Origin of the sequence: Sphingomonas crocodyli (assembly GCF_004005865.1) — a bacterium.
In the GTDB taxonomy this organism is placed as follows: Bacteria; Pseudomonadota; Alphaproteobacteria; order Sphingomonadales; family Sphingomonadaceae; genus Rhizorhabdus; species Rhizorhabdus crocodyli.
Genome location: NZ_SACN01000002.1, coordinates 66786 through 81518, shown reverse-complemented (window position 1 = coordinate 81518; position 14733 = coordinate 66786). Strand labels below are relative to the sequence as shown.

Annotated in this window: 15 protein-coding genes; 9 read left to right on the top strand and 6 right to left on the bottom strand. The window is 65.2% G+C overall.

Translation table 11 applies throughout. The features are described 5' to 3' along the window. Positions 1–105: 105 nt before the first annotated feature. Both EOD43_RS14950 and EOD43_RS14945 read right to left on the bottom strand, forming a co-directional pair. Entirely contained in the window at positions 106–558 is a 453-nt protein-coding gene (locus EOD43_RS14950) for a nuclear transport factor 2 family protein (RefSeq protein WP_127744853.1), read from the bottom strand. A 24-nt stretch (positions 559–582) separates the two neighbouring features. Next, positions 583–1470, bottom strand: coding sequence for a Coq4 family protein (locus tag EOD43_RS14945; RefSeq protein WP_164857251.1), 888 nt, complete (start codon positions 1468–1470; stop codon positions 583–585). 202 nt (positions 1471–1672) lie between these two features. On the opposite strand from EOD43_RS14945, the gene EOD43_RS14940 reads away from it, so the two are divergent. After that, positions 1673–2527, top strand: coding sequence for an SDR family NAD(P)-dependent oxidoreductase (locus tag EOD43_RS14940; protein ID WP_127744851.1), 855 nt, complete (start codon positions 1673–1675; stop codon positions 2525–2527). A gap of 107 nt (positions 2528–2634) precedes the next feature. After that, entirely contained in the window at positions 2635–3489 is an 855-nt protein-coding gene (locus EOD43_RS14935; RefSeq protein ID WP_127744850.1) for a helix-turn-helix domain-containing protein, read from the top strand. On the opposite strand, the gene EOD43_RS14930 is transcribed toward EOD43_RS14935, so the two are convergent. Together EOD43_RS14930 and EOD43_RS14925 are read right to left on the bottom strand one after the other, a co-directional pair. Continuing rightward, on the bottom strand, positions 3490–3840 hold the full coding sequence (locus EOD43_RS14930; RefSeq protein ID WP_127744849.1) for a type II toxin-antitoxin system RelE/ParE family toxin: 351 nt from the start codon (positions 3838–3840) through the stop codon (positions 3490–3492). After that, positions 3837–4109: a type II toxin-antitoxin system Phd/YefM family antitoxin gene (locus EOD43_RS14925; RefSeq protein ID WP_127744848.1), complete on the bottom strand. Its 273-nt coding sequence runs from the start codon at positions 4107–4109 to the stop codon at positions 3837–3839. The genes EOD43_RS14930 and EOD43_RS14925 overlap by 4 nt, the downstream gene beginning before the upstream one ends. Positions 4110–4276: 167 nt before the next feature. Between EOD43_RS14925 and EOD43_RS14920 the strand changes: the two genes are divergently transcribed. Then, a complete protein-coding gene (locus EOD43_RS14920) occupies positions 4277–5437 on the top strand; it encodes an LLM class flavin-dependent oxidoreductase (protein ID WP_127744847.1) in 1161 nt (386 codons plus the stop codon). Between the two features lies 1 nt (position 5438). Then, on the top strand, positions 5439–6224 hold the full coding sequence (locus EOD43_RS14915; RefSeq protein ID WP_127744846.1) for an SDR family NAD(P)-dependent oxidoreductase: 786 nt from the start codon (positions 5439–5441) through the stop codon (positions 6222–6224). 143 nt (positions 6225–6367) lie between these two features. Here EOD43_RS14915 and EOD43_RS14910 read toward each other — a convergent pair whose 3' ends face one another. After that, on the bottom strand, positions 6368–6934 hold the full coding sequence (locus EOD43_RS14910; protein WP_127744845.1) for an HNH endonuclease: 567 nt from the start codon (positions 6932–6934) through the stop codon (positions 6368–6370). A gap of 188 nt (positions 6935–7122) precedes the next feature. On the opposite strand from EOD43_RS14910, the gene gluQRS reads away from it, so the two are divergent. From gluQRS to EOD43_RS14890, 4 genes are all read left to right on the top strand, one after another. Beyond that, positions 7123–7974, top strand: a complete 852-nt coding sequence (gene gluQRS / locus EOD43_RS14905; RefSeq protein WP_420822455.1) for a tRNA glutamyl-Q(34) synthetase GluQRS — start codon at positions 7123–7125, stop codon at positions 7972–7974. A gap of 67 nt (positions 7975–8041) precedes the next feature. Then, positions 8042–9133 (top strand): phenylalanine--tRNA ligase subunit alpha, encoded by a 1092-nt coding sequence (gene pheS, locus EOD43_RS14900; RefSeq protein ID WP_127744843.1) that lies wholly within the window; start codon positions 8042–8044, stop codon positions 9131–9133. Then, entirely contained in the window at positions 9130–11505 is a 2376-nt protein-coding gene (gene pheT / locus EOD43_RS14895; protein ID WP_127744842.1) for a phenylalanine--tRNA ligase subunit beta, read from the top strand. The genes pheS and pheT overlap by 4 nt, the downstream gene beginning before the upstream one ends. Positions 11506–11646: 141 nt before the next feature. Continuing rightward, positions 11647–12831 carry an aromatic ring-hydroxylating oxygenase subunit alpha gene (locus EOD43_RS14890; protein WP_127744841.1) on the top strand — a complete coding sequence of 395 codons (1185 nt, stop codon included), beginning with the start codon at positions 11647–11649 and terminating at the stop codon, positions 12829–12831. A 12-nt stretch (positions 12832–12843) separates the two neighbouring features. On the opposite strand, the gene EOD43_RS14885 is transcribed toward EOD43_RS14890, so the two are convergent. Then, positions 12844–14037, bottom strand: a complete 1194-nt coding sequence (locus tag EOD43_RS14885; protein WP_127744840.1) for a cytochrome P450 — start codon at positions 14035–14037, stop codon at positions 12844–12846. 187 nt (positions 14038–14224) lie between these two features. Between EOD43_RS14885 and EOD43_RS14880 the strand changes: the two genes are divergently transcribed. Further along, positions 14225–14653: a hypothetical protein gene (locus tag EOD43_RS14880; RefSeq protein WP_127744839.1), complete on the top strand. Its 429-nt coding sequence runs from the start codon at positions 14225–14227 to the stop codon at positions 14651–14653. The last annotated feature ends 80 nt before the right edge of the window (positions 14654–14733 follow it).

Below are 14733 nucleotides of genomic sequence, written 5' to 3'. Positions count from 1 at the left end.
ACGGAGCCTAGCGTCCTCTGGAGAGAGGAACCCGTTACGCGAACAAGATCGCGTTCGGAGCCTCTCAATGTCGATCCCATTCCGCCCGGTTCCGCCTATCCGGGGTCAGCGCTTGTCGACGCGCGAGCGCTGCAGATTGGTGAAGCTGATCTTCCAGCCCTTGTCCGTCTTGCGATAGCGATCGTGATAATTACCCCAGCCGTGGAGATATTCGAAGCCGACGCCCTTGGCGCCGTCGATCAGCCACAGCCGATCCTCCATCGGCCAGTTACCCGTCGCCTCGGTGGGCGAGAGGATATCGATCTCGGGATTATGCCCGTGATGCGCGGTCGTATAATCGGCCAGCGCGCGCAGGCAATTCTTGCTGAAGGCGTCGGGATCGTGGACCACCGCGCCGCCCGTCCCCGGCCCGGTCGGATTGCGCATGTCGATCTCGCAATCCTCATCGGCGAAGACGCTGCGCAGCAATTCCAGATCCTTGCTGTCCACCCCGCGCCAGTAGCGCGCCTTGAGCGCCTTGATCTCTTCAATCGCCGCCAGCTTTTCGATCAGGTCCATCTTTCCCTCTCCAATGTTTTTTGTTCAGGCCGGGTTCGCCAGATCGGGTCGCCCGATCCGCGTCAGTTCGTCCAGCGTCGGCTGGCGCTGTTCGATGAACACCTCGTCATCGTGCCAGCTGTCGACATCCTCGGCGTTGCGGACGCCCAGCATTTCGCGCGCTTCGGGCAATGGCAGGTGCAGCGCATCCTCGTACCGCGCCATCAGGATCGATTCCGAGGTTAGACCGATCTTGATGCCCCGCTGCATGAGATCGAGCGTGGTCAGCCAGCTGGTCGGATAATGCAGCCCCGCGCGCATCACCATGCGGAAGCCGCCGAAGACGTAGAGCTCGGTCAGCTCCTTCGCCAGCTCGGCGCTCATATGCTGATAGGTGTTCGACATGCGCACGAAATAGGGCAGCAGCTCGCCCAGCGAGTTGAACCCGCCGCCGGTGATCAGATGCTCGAAATCGTGTGTCAGGCCGAAACGCTGGAAGATGAATTCGAAGTCCGAACAGGGCAGCTTCACCGCGCGCCCGAAATTGACCTCATAGCCATATTTGACGAGGTAGGAGTGGAAGATGCCGCCCAGCGAATTGGCGGGATATTTCGCGAAATCCTCCTTCGTCATGCTGGGGAGGTAGCGTTCCTCGACCCATGCCTTGAACTTCGGATTGATCTCCTTCTCGCGGTCGATCAGCGCCTGAAGCCGGATCGGATCGCGGATCTTCATCAGCTCCTGGCTCAGCCCCAGCGTCGTATCGGGCGGCACCGGCTGATCCTGCCCGTTGCGGCGCAGATAATGGCTGGTCAGCCAGTCGCGGATCACCGGGCTGTTGAGATATTTGGACGAGCTGATCAGCAGGCTGCTCTCGGTCGTCTGCGGCGTGATGCCCTTGTGGAAATAGGAAACGTCGCGATCTTCGAGCATCTGGCCTCTCCTCATCCGGCCGCACTCATGGCGCGCGCCATGCGGTCCGCCTTATCCCGATTTGCATAGGTCGCGGCCGCCCGATCTTTGCCCGGACCTGCCAGAATGATGCGAAGTCGCCACAGGCTCGGAAAAGGTGCGGGCGTGCTTGGCAGGCGGCGAACAGCGCGAAACAGCTGGGCAACGTCAGACGGAGAGCGAGATGCAGATCAGCCTGGAGGGCAAGGTTGCCCTGATCACCGGCGCGGGCGCCGGGATCGGCAAGGCCACCGCCGAAGCCTTCGCCGCGATCGGCGCACAGCTTGCGATCGCCGAGATCGATGCCGGCAAATGCGCGGCATTGGCGCAGCAATTTCCCGACGCGCTGATCGAACCATGCGACGTGCGCGATGTCGCCGCAGTCGAAGCCCTGTGCGCCAGGGTCGCCGATCGCTTCGGCCGGCTCGACGTGCTGGTCAACAATGTCGGCCACCATCTGGGCATACGCTGCGATTTCGAGAATTCGACCGAGGATCAGTGGCAGGCGATGTACGACGTCAACCTGCGCCAGATGATGATCGTCACCCGCGCCGCGATCCCGCTGATGAAGCAAACTGGAACCGGCGGCAGCATCATCAACATATCGTCGGTCGAGGGCTTTCGCGGCTTCCCGTACAATATCGTCTATACGACCTTCAAACATGCGGTGACCGGCTTCACCCGCGGCCTTGCGGTCGAGCTGTCGACCCACGGCATCCGCGTAAACCTGATCGCGCCCGAGACGACCGACAGCGAACAGGTGCCGCTCGATCGCATCCTCGCCTCGCCCGAAATGCGCGCGCAGGCCGACGGCACGATCCCGCTCGGCCGCTTCGGCACCCCGCAGGATCACGCCAATGCGGCGGTCTATCTGGCGACCGACCTGTCGAGCTGGGTGACGGGTCATTCGCTGTTCGTCGATGGCGGCGCGATGGCGGCGGGCGTGTTCCAGCGGACGCCCGACGGCCACTGGACCAACATGCCGATCGTTTCGGGGCGCTGCACCGCGGGCGTCACCGGCGCGAAGCAGCGATCTTGAAAAGAGATAGCGGATTTGAACGAGCAGCCGTTTTTCGCTAAATCACGCGATGCACGCCGCCGACAGACGCGGCGGCGGCGAGTCGGCGTATTTGAGGACCGGGTTGGATGGCACTGATCGAAGCAGACATCGAAGTCGAAGGCATGCGGCTGCAATTGCTGCGCGAAAACTTTCCCGCGCCCAGCCATCACCACACCTGCGACACCGATCACACCGTCACCCTGTTCCTGCCGCCGGTGGGTTTTTCGGGGCAGATCCGCTTCACCGATCGCAATGACGGGGAATATCGTCCGATCTCGCCGCTCTATTTCCGCGCGGCGGGCGTCGGCATCCAGTCGGTCGGCACCGGCGGCGATGCGCGTTGGGTGCGCCTCAGCTTCAGCCACGATCATTTTGTCGAGCTGCTCGACCACGAGTTCGACTGGACCTGGGCGAAGCTCGAAGCCGGCCTCACTTTGTCGGGCACCCCGGTCGAACCGCTGATGATGCGGCTGGGCCGTGAGGCGATGGCGCCGGGCCTGGCCAGCAAGACGCTGATCCAGGCGCTCGGTACCGCCGCGATCATCGAGGTCGCCCGCCTGCTCGACAGTGGCGAGGAACAGCCGCGCAAGGGACAGCTCAGCGCCGGCCAGCTCAACGTCATCCGCGAACGCGCCGCATCGCTCAGCGAACCAGCGCCCAGCCTCGCCGAACTCGCGCGGCTGTGCGGGATGAGCGAACGCAACCTGCTGCGCCTGTTCAAGCAGACCACGGGCGAATCGGTTGCCGCCTTCGTGCGCAACATACGCTGCGATCGCGCGCGCGAAATGCTAGCGCAGACCGAATTGCCGCTGAAGGAAATCGCCTACCGGCTGGGCTTTGCCAGCCATTCGAGCTTCACGGCAGCCTTCCGCCGCGAAACCGGCATCAACCCCACCGACTTCCGCCGCGACCACGCCATCCGCCGCGCGCGGGCGCACTGATCAACGGCGATTGATCAGGCGCTCCTGCAACAGGGTAGTGAAGTCCCTGCGCGCATCGGCGACGATCTGGACGACCACCGCTATCTCGCCGTCAATCTCTTCCTGCGAATAGATCACGCGATAAGGCGGCACCGACAGCTGGCGATGTGACCTTGTGCCCATAGCTTCGAGTTCGACGGGCAAGGGGCCCCGCGATGGCCAGTCCGCAAGGCCTTCAATCGCGGCGACAAGTGTGACGAGCAATGCTTCGGCACCATCGCTCCCGTCCGCGCCTCGCTGCAGCAGGCGACGGTGATAAATCTCGGCAAGATCGCCTTCGGCGCTGGGAGTAAGGCGAACCCGCGCCTTCATTCGCGGAAGCGGTCGCGGATACGATCCGCCAATCCTTCGACAGGCACGGTTTCGCCGCGCGCGATTTCTTCACGCCCCATCGCCAGTAGCTTGAGCAACGCCAGCGTCTCCTGCGTCGCGTGCCACGAGCCGATATCCTGCAGGACGGCCTTTGCCTCGCCATTCTGCGTGATGATCAGCGGGGGGGCGCCATCCGCCAGTTCGCGGATCACTTCGGCGCTGTTCGCCTTCAGATAGCTGATCGGCTTGATGCGGTCGTGGCGGCCCATGATCGACTCCGGTGCATATTCGGTCCGAATATAGTCCACCGCTGACAAGCAGCCAAGCGTTCGACTGGCGTCGTCACGAAAGGATTGCCGCTTTTCAACAAGCGCCGCGCCCGCAAGCCGGCAACGATCGGATATCCCTTGGCCAAACAAGCGAGAGGATGCCGCTCATGAAATTCTCGATGATCTTCGAAGCGCAGCTTTCGAACCCCACGCCGGAGCGCGAGCATCAGCTGATTCACGATTGCATCGAGCAGTGCGTGGTGGCCGAGGAGGTCGGCTTCGACGGGGTCTGGGCGGTCGAGCATCATGCGCTCAAGCGCTATTGCCACATGAGCGCGCCGGAGATCTTTCTGACCGCCGTCGCTGCGCGGACCAGGCGGATCCGGATCGGCCACGGCGTCGTCTGCATGCCCTTCGGCTACAACCATCCGGTGCGCGTCGCCGAGCGGGCGGCGATGCTCGACATCGTCTCGAACGGTCGGCTCAATCTCGGCGCGGGGCGCGGCGGCACGCTGCAGGAACGCACGCTCTGCCAGGTCGATGAGGAGCTGATGTATGCGCAGGTCGAGGAAGGGCTGAAGATCCAGTCGAACATCTGGCGCAAGGACAGCTTCGAATGGGAAAGCGACCTGATCACGATCAAGCCCGCGCCCGGCATGCCCCCGCATGAGATCGTCCCCCGCCCCGTCCAGCTGCCGCACCCGCCCTTGTTCATGGCGTGCACCAATCCCGAAACGGTGAAGCGCGCCGCCGAATATGGCGTCGGCGCACTGATCTTCGGATTTGGCGGGCTCGACAGCATCCGCGAGCAGAAGGAAATGTATGACGAGGCCGCCAAGGCCACCGACGGCAGCCGCTTCGTCTCGACCGAAGTAAACCATTACATGTCGGCGCTCTGCCCGACCGTGGTGATGGACGACGCCGACGAGGCCCGCCGCGTCGGCGCGCGCGGCCAGCGTTATTTCGCGGAATCGATCGGACAGTGGGCGCGCCCCAACCAGCCCTTGCCCAATGAGAATACCGAGGGCGAAGACAATTACGCGTACATGAAGGGCATGGCCGATAAGATCCTGGAGCAGGCCAAGAGCGATCCCGCGCTTGCCGCGCAGGCGACCATCGCGGTGCGCAGCTTCAACGTCGACCACGCCTACGGCAACGCGCAGGACGCGATCGCCTATGTCGAGGAAATGGAGAAGGCGGGCGTCGACGAGGTGATGTGCCTGATCCAGATGGGCACGATCACGCAGGAACAGTGCCTCCACACGATCCGCCAGTGGGGCGAACATGTCATCCCGCACTTCCGCGCCAAGAAGAAGGTAGCCGCCTGAAATGCACGACGCCGTCGATAAAATCCTGCCCGCGGGTCCGCGTCTGGCGGGCCGCAAGATCCTGATCACCGGCGCGGCATCGGGCATGGGCCGCGCGATCGCCGAACTGTTCGCGCATGAAGGCGCCGCGCTCGCCCTGCTCGATGTGCAGGAAGGCCCGCTCAACGAAATCGCGGCCCAGACCGGTGGCACCGCGATCAAGGTCGATCTGCTGAACGAGGCCGATGTCGTCGCGTCGGTCCACACCGCCGAACAGGCGCTCGGCGGGCTGGACGGCATCGTCAACGCCGCCGGCATCCTGCGCACCCTGCCGCTGGCCGACACCACCCCCGACATCTGGCGCCAGATCCACACGATCAACCTGTTCGCGCCCTATCTGATCGCCAACACCGCTTTGCCCGCGCTGCGGCGTTCGGGCACGGCGACGATCGTCAACATCGCGTCGATGGGCGGGATCGAGACCCCGCCGATGATGGCCTCCTACGGCGCGTCCAAGGCGGGGCTGATCGGGCTGACCAAGGGGCAGGCGACCGAATGGTCCCCCATCGTCCGCGCCAATGCGATCTGCCCCGGATCGATCAAGACGGCGATGACCGACGCGATCCCCGGCTACAACAGCCCGGAACAGATCGAGCGCCGCCGCGTCACGATCGGCATGGAGCGCCAGGGCACATCGCTCGAAATCGCCTATCTCGCGCTTTTCCTGACCAGCCGGGAATCGGGCTTCGTGAATGGATCGATCTACGAAATCAACGGCGGCCGGACCTTCGCGGGAAAGGCCAGCTAAATCCTCCCCCGGCGGGGGAGGGGGACCGGCGCAGCCGGTGGAGGGGTATTCTCCACAAACGCGACGTGCCGTTGCCGGCCAATACCTCTCCACCACGCCTGTCGGCGCGGTCCCCCTCTCCCTCCGGGAGAGGATCGAAGAGATCACGCCTCCAGTTCGATGTCCCAATAGAGCCAGTCGCGCCAGCTCTGGTGGAGATAGTGGGGTGGGAAGCTGCGGCCATGTTCCTGCAGCTGCCAGCTCGTCGGGCGGATCGGCTGTTCGTACAGCTTCATCTGCGCCTGCTTGGGTGTGCGTCCGCCCTTGCGCAGATTGCACGGCGCGCAGGCGGTCGAGACATTCTCCCACGTCGTGCGCCCGCCCTGCGAGCGCGGGATGACGTGATCGAAGGTCAGGTCCGCGCCCGATCCGCAATATTGACAGGTGAAGCGATCGCGCAGGAACAGGTTGAAGCGCGTGAAGGCCGGATGTTCGGACTGGCGCACATATTGGCGCAGCGCGATCACCGACGGCAGCTTCATCGCGAAGGTGGGGCTGTGCACCTCCCGCTCATAATGCGAGACGATGTCGACCCGTTCGAGGAAGACCGCCTTGATCGCGGTCTGCCACGACCAGATGCTAAGGGGATAATAGCTGAGCGGCGTATAGTCCGCATTGAGGACGAGCGCCGGACAACTGTCGGGGTGTCGAAGGATATCGGGGTGGTACATGAACGAACCAGAGCCTCCCGCACGCGATGGTCGAGCCCCGCCTGCCTGCTCTCAGGTTCCGTTCGCACACCGGAACGCGATCGCCTGTCCGGCCGCGCCCTTCGTGACCACGCAATGGCTGCATTGCGTGACGTGAGCATGACAGCATTTTCATTGACTCCTCGTCAAGAGTCCCCATCGCCCAAATCGTGATTTCCCGATTCGCGCCAAGCCCGACGGGGCGCCTGCACCTGGGCCATGCCTATTCGGCCCTCGCCGCGCATGACTTTGCGCGCGAACGCGGCGGGCGCTTCCTGCTGCGGATCGAGGATATCGATACGACGCGCAGCCGGCCGGAGCATGTCGCGGGCATATTCGAGGATTTGGCGTGGCTCGGCCTGACGTGGGACGAACCGCCGGTCTTCCAGTCGCAGCGCATGCCGCTCTACGAACGCGCCTTGGCCGATCTGAAGGCGCTGGGCGTCCTCTACCCCTGCTTCTGCACCCGCGCCGACATCGCGGCCGAAGTGGCGGCGAGCGGCTTCGCCCCGCATGGGCCGGATGGCCCGCTCTATCCCGGCACCTGCCGCCACCTTACGCCGGACGAGCGCGCCGCACGGATCGGCAGCGATGCGCATAGCTGGCGGCTCGATGTCGATGCCGCGCTGAAGATCACCGGTCCGCTTGTCTGGCATGAGGGCGATCGCGCGATCGACGCCACCCCGCAGGTCCACGGCGATGTCGTCCTCGCACGCAAGGATCTGGGCACCAGCTACCACCTCTCGGTCACGATCGATGACGCCGCACAGGGCATCACCGATATCGTCCGCGGGGTCGATCTGTTCGATGCCACGCATGTCCACTGCCTCCTGCAGGCGCTCTTGAATCTCCCGGCTCCGCGCTATCACCACCACCCCCTGCTCACCGCCCCCGACGGCTCCCGCCTCGCCAAGCGCCACGGCGCGCCGAGCCTCGCATCGATGCGCGCAGAGGGTGTCGATCCGGCAACGCTTGTCGCCGAACTGCGAACACGGCGCGCAGCCGACCGCAGCATCACTTGATCCCCCCCCGCTCGACCCGCTAACGGGTCCGCGCCGGCCACTTCGTCGGCTTCCCCAGAGGACCAGCATGTCGGACGTAGAGCAGCTTCAATCGGGCCTTCTGGCCGAGATCGCCGGGGCGGGCGACCTTGCCGCGGTCGAGGCGATCCGCGTGAAGACGCTCGGCAAGGCCGGCGCGATCACCGGCCTGCTCAAGACGCTGGGCGGGATGAGCCCCGAGGAACGCCAGACCGCCGGCCCGCGCATCCACGGCGCGCGTGAGGCGATCACCGCCGCGCTGGCCGATCGCAAGGCCGTGCTGGAGACTGCCGCGCTCGACGCGCGCCTCGCCACCGAAAAGCTCGACATGACCCTGCCCGTCTCGGCGGGGGCACAGGGTTCGGTCCACCCGGTCAGCCAAGTGATGGACGAACTCGCCGAAATCTTCGCCGATCTGGGCTTCGCGGTCGCGACCGGCCCCGAGATCGAGGACGACTGGCACAATTTCACCGCGCTCAACATTCCGGAAACGCACCCGGCGCGCGCAATGCACGACACCTTCTACTTCCCCGACGATCAGGCGCGGGATGGCAAGAAGATGCTGCTGCGCACGCATACGTCGCCGGTGCAGATCCGCACGATGATGAGCCAGCAGCCGCCGATCCGCATCATCGCGCCCGGCCGCACCTATCGTTCGGACAGCGATGCGACCCACACGCCGATGTTCCACCAGGTCGAAGGTCTGGTGATCGATCGCGGCATCCACATGGGCCATCTCAAGTGGACGCTGGAGACCTTCGTGAAGGCCTTCTTCGAACGCGACGACATCGTCCTGCGCCTGCGCCCCAGCTTCTTCCCCTTCACCGAGCCTTCGGCGGAGGTCGACGTCGGCTATACGCGCGACAAGGACGGCCGCCGCATCATCGGCGGCGCAGAGCCGGACGGCTGGATGGAAATCCTCGGTTCGGGCATGGTCCATCCGCGCGTGATCGCGGCGTGCGGGCTCGATCCCGACGAATGGCAGGGCTTCGCCTTCGGCTGCGGCATCGATCGCCTCGCGATGCTCAAATATGGGATGGATGATTTGCGCGCCTTCTTCGACGGCGATCTGCGCTGGCTGAAACATTATGGCTTCGCCGCGCTCGACGTACCCACCCTGTCCGCAGGAGTCGGCGCATGAAGTTCACCCTCGGCTGGCTCAAGGAGCATCTGGAGACCGACGCCTCGCTCGACGCGATCCTCGACGGCCTGACCAAGGTCGGGCTGGAGGTCGAAGGCGTCGAGGATCCGTCGGCCAAGCTCGGCATGTTCAAGGTCGCGCGCGTCCTGACCGCCGCGCCGCATCCGCAGGCGGACAAGCTGCAGGTGCTGTCGGTCGATGTCGGCGGGCCGGAACCGCTCCAGGTCGTCTGCGGCGCGCCCAATGCGCGCGCGGGCCTGATCGGCGTGCTCGGCCAGCCGGGCGACTATGTCCCCGGCCTCGACGTCACGCTCAAGATCGCGGCGATCCGCGGGGTCGAATCGCGCGGCATGATGTGTTCGATGCGCGAGCTGGAACTCGGCGAAAGCCATGAAGGGATCATCGAGCTTCCGGCCGATGCCCCGATCGGCACGCCGTTCATCGACTATGCCGGCTTGGCCGATCCGGTGATCGACGTTGCGATCACGCCCAATCGGCAGGATTGCATGGGCGTGCGCGGCATTGCGCGCGACCTCGCCGCCGCCGGCCTCGGCACGCTCAAGTCGCTCGTCATCCCGACGATCAAGGGCAGCGGCGATTGCCCGATCGCGATCGAGACGCTCGATACCGATGGTTGCCCCGCCTTCTTCGGCCGCGTCGTCAAGGGTGTGGTCAATGGCGACAGCCCCGACTGGATGGCCAAGCGCCTGAAGGCGGTGGGCCATCGCACCATCTCCGCGCTCGTCGACATCACCAATTATGTGATGATCGATCTCGGCCGCCCCCTGCACGTCTATGATCTCGCCAAGCTGAGCGGGCCGATCGTCGCGCGCAAGGCGAAGGCGGGCGAAAGCGTCCTCGCGCTCAATGGCAAGAGCTACGCGCTCGACGAGACGATGACCGTGATCGCCGACGCGAACGGCGTCCACGATATCGGCGGCATCATGGGCGGCGAACATTCGGGGGCGACGGGCGCGACCAGCGACGTCCTGATCGAATGCGCCTATTTCACGCCCGAGGCGATCGCCCGCACCGGGCAGAAGCTCGCCCTCACCAGCGATGCGCGCACCCGCTTCGAACGCGGCGTCGATCCCGATTTCCTGGCCGACGGCCTCGCCATCGCGACCAAGCTCGTCACCGACATTTGCGGCGGCACGGCCACGCAGGCGATCGAGGCGGGCACGCCCCCTTCGGGTGGCAAGGCGCTGCGTTACGATCCCGCGCTCACCGAAAAGCTCGCAGGCCTCAAGGTCGCGCCGGAAAAGCAGCGGGCGATCCTGACATCGCTCGGTTTCGGCATCGATGCGGTCTGGAACGTCTCGGTCCCCAGTTGGCGCCGCGACATCGACGGCACCGCCGATCTGGTCGAGGAAGTCGTCCGCATCACGGGGATCGACGAAGTCCCCTCCACCCCGCTGCCGCGCGCCGAGGGCGTCGCCAAGCCCACCGCCACGCCCGCGCAGGCGATCGAACGCAAGGCGCGCCGCACCGCCGCCGCACGCGGCCTGAACGAAGCCGTGACGTGGAGCTTCATTTCCGAAGCCGAGGCCAAGCCCTTCGGCGGCGGTGAGTGGAGCCTCGCCAATCCGATCAGCGAAGACCTGAAGGTCATGCGCCCCTCGCTGCTGCCCGGCCTGATCGGTGCCGCGCGGCGCAATGCCGATCGCGGCGCGGACAGCATCCGCCTGTTCGAGATCGGCCGCCGCTACCTCGCCGATCGCGAGAGCCTGACCCTCGGCCTGCTGCTGGCAGGCGACAAGGCCCCGCGCGACTGGCGCACCGGCAAGGCGCAGCCGTTCGACGCGCTCGATGCGAAGGCGGAGGCGATCGCGATCCTCGCGGCCGCGGGCGCGCCGGTCGATCGGCTGCAGGTATTCGAAGCCGTATCGGCGGGTGTCTATCACCCCGGCCGTTCGGCGACCCTGCGCCTCGGCCCCAAGACGATCCTCGCCGAATTCGGCGAACTCCACCCCGCCGCCGCGCGCGCCTTCGATATCGACGGTACCGTGATCGCGGGTGAGATCTATCTGGACGCCATCCCTGCCCGGCGCGGCGGCAACGATCATATCCGCGTGGCCTATGCCCCGCCGCCGCTCCAGCCGGTCCGCCGCGACTTCGCTTTCCTGGTGAGCGCGGACAAGCCCGCCGACGATCTGCTGCGCGCCGTGCGCGGCGCCGACAAAGTGACGATCGTCGACGCCAAGCTGTTCGACATCTTCACCGGCACCGGCGTCGCCGAGGGCGAAAAGTCGGTCGCGATCGAAGTGACCCTCCAGCCCGCCGACAAGAGCTTCACCGATGCCGACCTGACCGCGATTTCGGACAAGGTCGTCGCGGCGGCGGCGAAGGCGGGGGCGCGCCTCAGAGGCTGACGAAAGCGGCGTCGCGCCACGGGGCGGGAGTGAAGACTCCCGATTGACGGCGCGCGTCCGCTGTGAATACTCTTACGCTATATAAAAAAGACGGGGCGCAGCTGTCCGACTCGGCTCGCCACCGGTGGCGAGGAGAGAAACATGCAGCGCGAGGCACGCATCAAGATCGCTCGAGAACTTCTCGACATGATCGACAATCACGTCATCCAGACATCCGAGGAGCCGGCGGTCGAACTCGACATCGGCCGCTTCACCGATCCGGCGCGGTTCGAGAAGGAAAAGCAGGAGCTGTTCCTCAACCGGACCCAGCTTCTCGCGTTCAGCGCCGACGTGCCCGAACCGGGCAGCTATTACGCCACCGAGGTCGCCGGCCGCCCGATCCTGATCGTGCGCGGCAAGGATGAGAAGGTTCGCGCCTTCCTGAACGCCTGCCGCCATCGCGGGGTTCAGCTGGCCGAAGGCTGCGGCAAGGCAAAGGCGTTCGTCTGCCCCTATCATGCCTGGACCTTCGGGCTGGATGGCGCGCTGGTCGGCGTGCCGGGCCGTGTGGCGTTCGACAATCTGCTCGAACATCGCGACCTGATCGAGCTGCAATGCGTCGAGACGATCGGCTTCATCCTGGTGAACCCGAACCCCGCCGCGCCGCCGATCGACGCCGACGAATTCTTCGGCCCGATGAAGGATCATCTCGCCGGCTATCATTACGACAATCTGCACCTCGTCGCCGAGTTTCAGACGGTCGCGCGGATCAACTGGAAACATGCGGTCGACGGCGGGGTCGAGGGTTATCACGTCCCCTTCCTCCATCCCGAGACGGTCGGCCCGATGACGCTGCCGCAATTCCTCCACCTCGACTGGGGGCTGCACCACACGCTCGTCACCACGTCGCCCGACATCGTGAAGCTGAAGGACATTCCCGAGGAGGAATGGCCCGAACATCCCTATTTCTCCTGCTCCAACTCGGTCTTCCCCAATTCGATCGTGATCGCGGGGGAATCGGTCGGCATCTTCCAGCGCAGCGATCCGGCCGATGAACCGGGCAAGTGCAACTACATCTTCCGCGTCTATGGCTGGGGCAAGAAGCCGTCGCCCGAGCGCGAGGCGAAGGACAAATATATCGCCGACATGCTGTTCAAGGTCGCGATGGACGAGGACATGAAGGTCCAGTCCAATTCGCAGATCATGATGGAAAATGGCGCGGTGCCGTCGATCATCCTGGGCCGCCGCGAACAGAACGTCCTGCGCATGCACAAGAATTACGACCGCATCATCGGCCATGATCCGGCGGTGGCGCTGGCCGAGTTGTACGGGCAGGCGGCGGAGTGATCCGCCGCCGACTTAATCGCAGGTGATCACCGCGTTGCGCAGTTCGTAACCGGTGACCAGCCTGTTCCACTTTATGTCGGGCGCGCGTTCCAGTTTCAGCCCCGGCGTCGCCAGCAGCCGTTCGAGGAACAGGCAGGTTTCGTAGAGCGCGACCTGCGCGCCGGGGCAGCGATGCTCGCCATCACCGAACGAAAGCCCGGCATTGCCATATTTGGCGCTGACCTTGCGCCCCGGCTCAACCGCGTGGGGGCAGGCGCCGAACGCCGCCTCGTCCGTATTGGCGGCGCGCACGTCGATCGCCACGGCCTCGCCCGCCTTGATCGACGCATCATCGCCCGGCAGATCGGCCTTCATCCGGCGAAACAGGAAGCCCACGACGGGTTCGAGCCGCAGCAACTCCTCCAGCAGCGCGATCTTCCCGCTCTCGTCGGCCGCCAGGAAGGCGGTGCGCAATTCCTCGCGCTCCAGCATGTGCCACGCCGCCATGACAATGAACTCGCGCGTCGTCGCCATGCCCGCCGCGCCATAGACGAGGCACTCGGTCAATATTTCGCGGCCGGTATAGCCCTCGTCGATCAGGTGCGAGATCACGTCGTCCTGCCGCGCCTTCTTGCGCGCGCGGATCGCAGGCACGACGTCGCGATAGTAGAAGGCGAACACGCGCACCTGCGAATGAACGATCCGCTTGATCGCCGCCCACTTGCCCGATGTCTTCTCGAAGCCGCCGGTGAAGAAGGCGTCCAGCCGCTTCGACAGGCCACGAATGTCATTGGTGTTGAGGCCGACGATATCGCCCGCCACCGCCACCGCGAGTTCGAGGCTGAGATCGTCGAGCCGCGCGCGCTTCTTCTTGCGGAAGCCGCCGACCAGATCGTCGCTCAGCCGCACCATCAGATCGCGATAGCGCGTCGTCACCACGCGCGGCGTGAAGAAGCGCGCGGTGGCGCTGCGCTGCACGCGATGCGCCTCGCCCTCCAGATAGAGGATGGGCTGGCGCATCGGCTTGCTGATCCGCCCGACCTGCTCGGCCAGAAATCCCGCCTGGCTGGTATGGCCGCTGCGCAGGACGGCGCGCGCCTGATCGAAGGTCGCGGTGGAAATATCGGGCGCGATCGTCCCGCCGCCCGCCGCGAGCCGCGCCGATTTGCGCTGATCGGGGCCGCCATGAACGGGGCATGCTGTTTCCGGGGTGGTCGCAACCGACATGGCACGTCTCCCGATGTGATTTATCGTGGATCATAAAAATAGGGTCTGCTGGGAAGGCGTCAAGTTTGGCGGATTGCCGCGATTGTCGGCACGCCGAGACACAATCGTTGGACCTTGGTCGAACCGACAGGCGCACGGTTGCGAATCTCTACGCGGCCTTAAGACTATTCCTGCCACGCCGCCGGACATGGCAACCGCGCTCATCCCCGATGAATCGCCGCTTTGCGCATCCTTCCGGGGTGCGGGCGATGCGCGCGATCTCTATCGCATCTGGGTGGACGGCCCCGTCCTGCAAATCGAAGCCTGCGGCCATTGGTCTCTCGCGGTCGCCAAAGCCTATGATCGCGACATCCGGCGGATCATCGCCGCCTGCCGGCTCATCAGCCCCCATCTGCGCGTGATCGCCGATCGCAGCGAGATCCCCAGTTTCGATCCCGGCGGGCACGAACTGCTGCTGGCAACATATAACGACATCCTGCGCGAGGGCGACCGGATCGCGCTGGTCGTCGATTCCAGCGTCACCAAAGGCCACATCCGCCGCATCGCCGGTCGCGAGGAAACCCAAGCCTTCCTGTCGCTCTCCGCCGCGCGCACCTGGGTACTCGCCTACGGCTGAGCCCGGCGCACCGCATCCGTCGGCAATTCGACAACGGCTATATCTGGCACCGCGGCCACAAATCCCCTATTTCCGCCCCG

Excerpts from the sequence above, each read along its gene's own strand:
- EOD43_RS14925 (WP_127744848.1), bottom strand. The coding sequence starts at position 4,109 with ATGGGCCGCCACGACCGCATCAAGCCGATCAGCTATCTGAAGGCGAAC.
- EOD43_RS14920 (WP_127744847.1), top strand. The coding sequence starts at position 4,277 with ATGAAATTCTCGATGATCTTCGAAGCGCAGCTTTCGAACCCCACGCCG.
- pheS (WP_127744843.1), top strand. The coding sequence starts at position 8,042 with ATGTCGGACGTAGAGCAGCTTCAATCGGGCCTTCTGGCCGAGATCGCC.
- EOD43_RS14950 (WP_127744853.1), bottom strand. The coding sequence starts at position 558 with ATGGACCTGATCGAAAAGCTGGCGGCGATTGAAGAGATCAAGGCGCTC.
- EOD43_RS14910 (WP_127744845.1), bottom strand. The coding sequence starts at position 6,934 with ATGTACCACCCCGATATCCTTCGACACCCCGACAGTTGTCCGGCGCTC.
- EOD43_RS14930 (WP_127744849.1), bottom strand. The coding sequence starts at position 3,840 with ATGAAGGCGCGGGTTCGCCTTACTCCCAGCGCCGAAGGCGATCTTGCC.
- EOD43_RS14935 (WP_127744850.1), top strand. The coding sequence starts at position 2,635 with ATGGCACTGATCGAAGCAGACATCGAAGTCGAAGGCATGCGGCTGCAA.
- EOD43_RS14885 (WP_127744840.1), bottom strand. The coding sequence starts at position 14,037 with ATGTCGGTTGCGACCACCCCGGAAACAGCATGCCCCGTTCATGGCGGC.
- EOD43_RS14940 (WP_127744851.1), top strand. The coding sequence starts at position 1,673 with ATGCAGATCAGCCTGGAGGGCAAGGTTGCCCTGATCACCGGCGCGGGC.
- EOD43_RS14915 (WP_127744846.1), top strand. The coding sequence starts at position 5,439 with ATGCACGACGCCGTCGATAAAATCCTGCCCGCGGGTCCGCGTCTGGCG.
- EOD43_RS14890 (WP_127744841.1), top strand. The coding sequence starts at position 11,647 with ATGCAGCGCGAGGCACGCATCAAGATCGCTCGAGAACTTCTCGACATG.
- EOD43_RS14945 (WP_164857251.1), bottom strand. The coding sequence starts at position 1,470 with ATGCTCGAAGATCGCGACGTTTCCTATTTCCACAAGGGCATCACGCCG.
- pheT (WP_127744842.1), top strand. The coding sequence starts at position 9,130 with ATGAAGTTCACCCTCGGCTGGCTCAAGGAGCATCTGGAGACCGACGCC.
- EOD43_RS14880 (WP_127744839.1), top strand. The coding sequence starts at position 14,225 with ATGGCAACCGCGCTCATCCCCGATGAATCGCCGCTTTGCGCATCCTTC.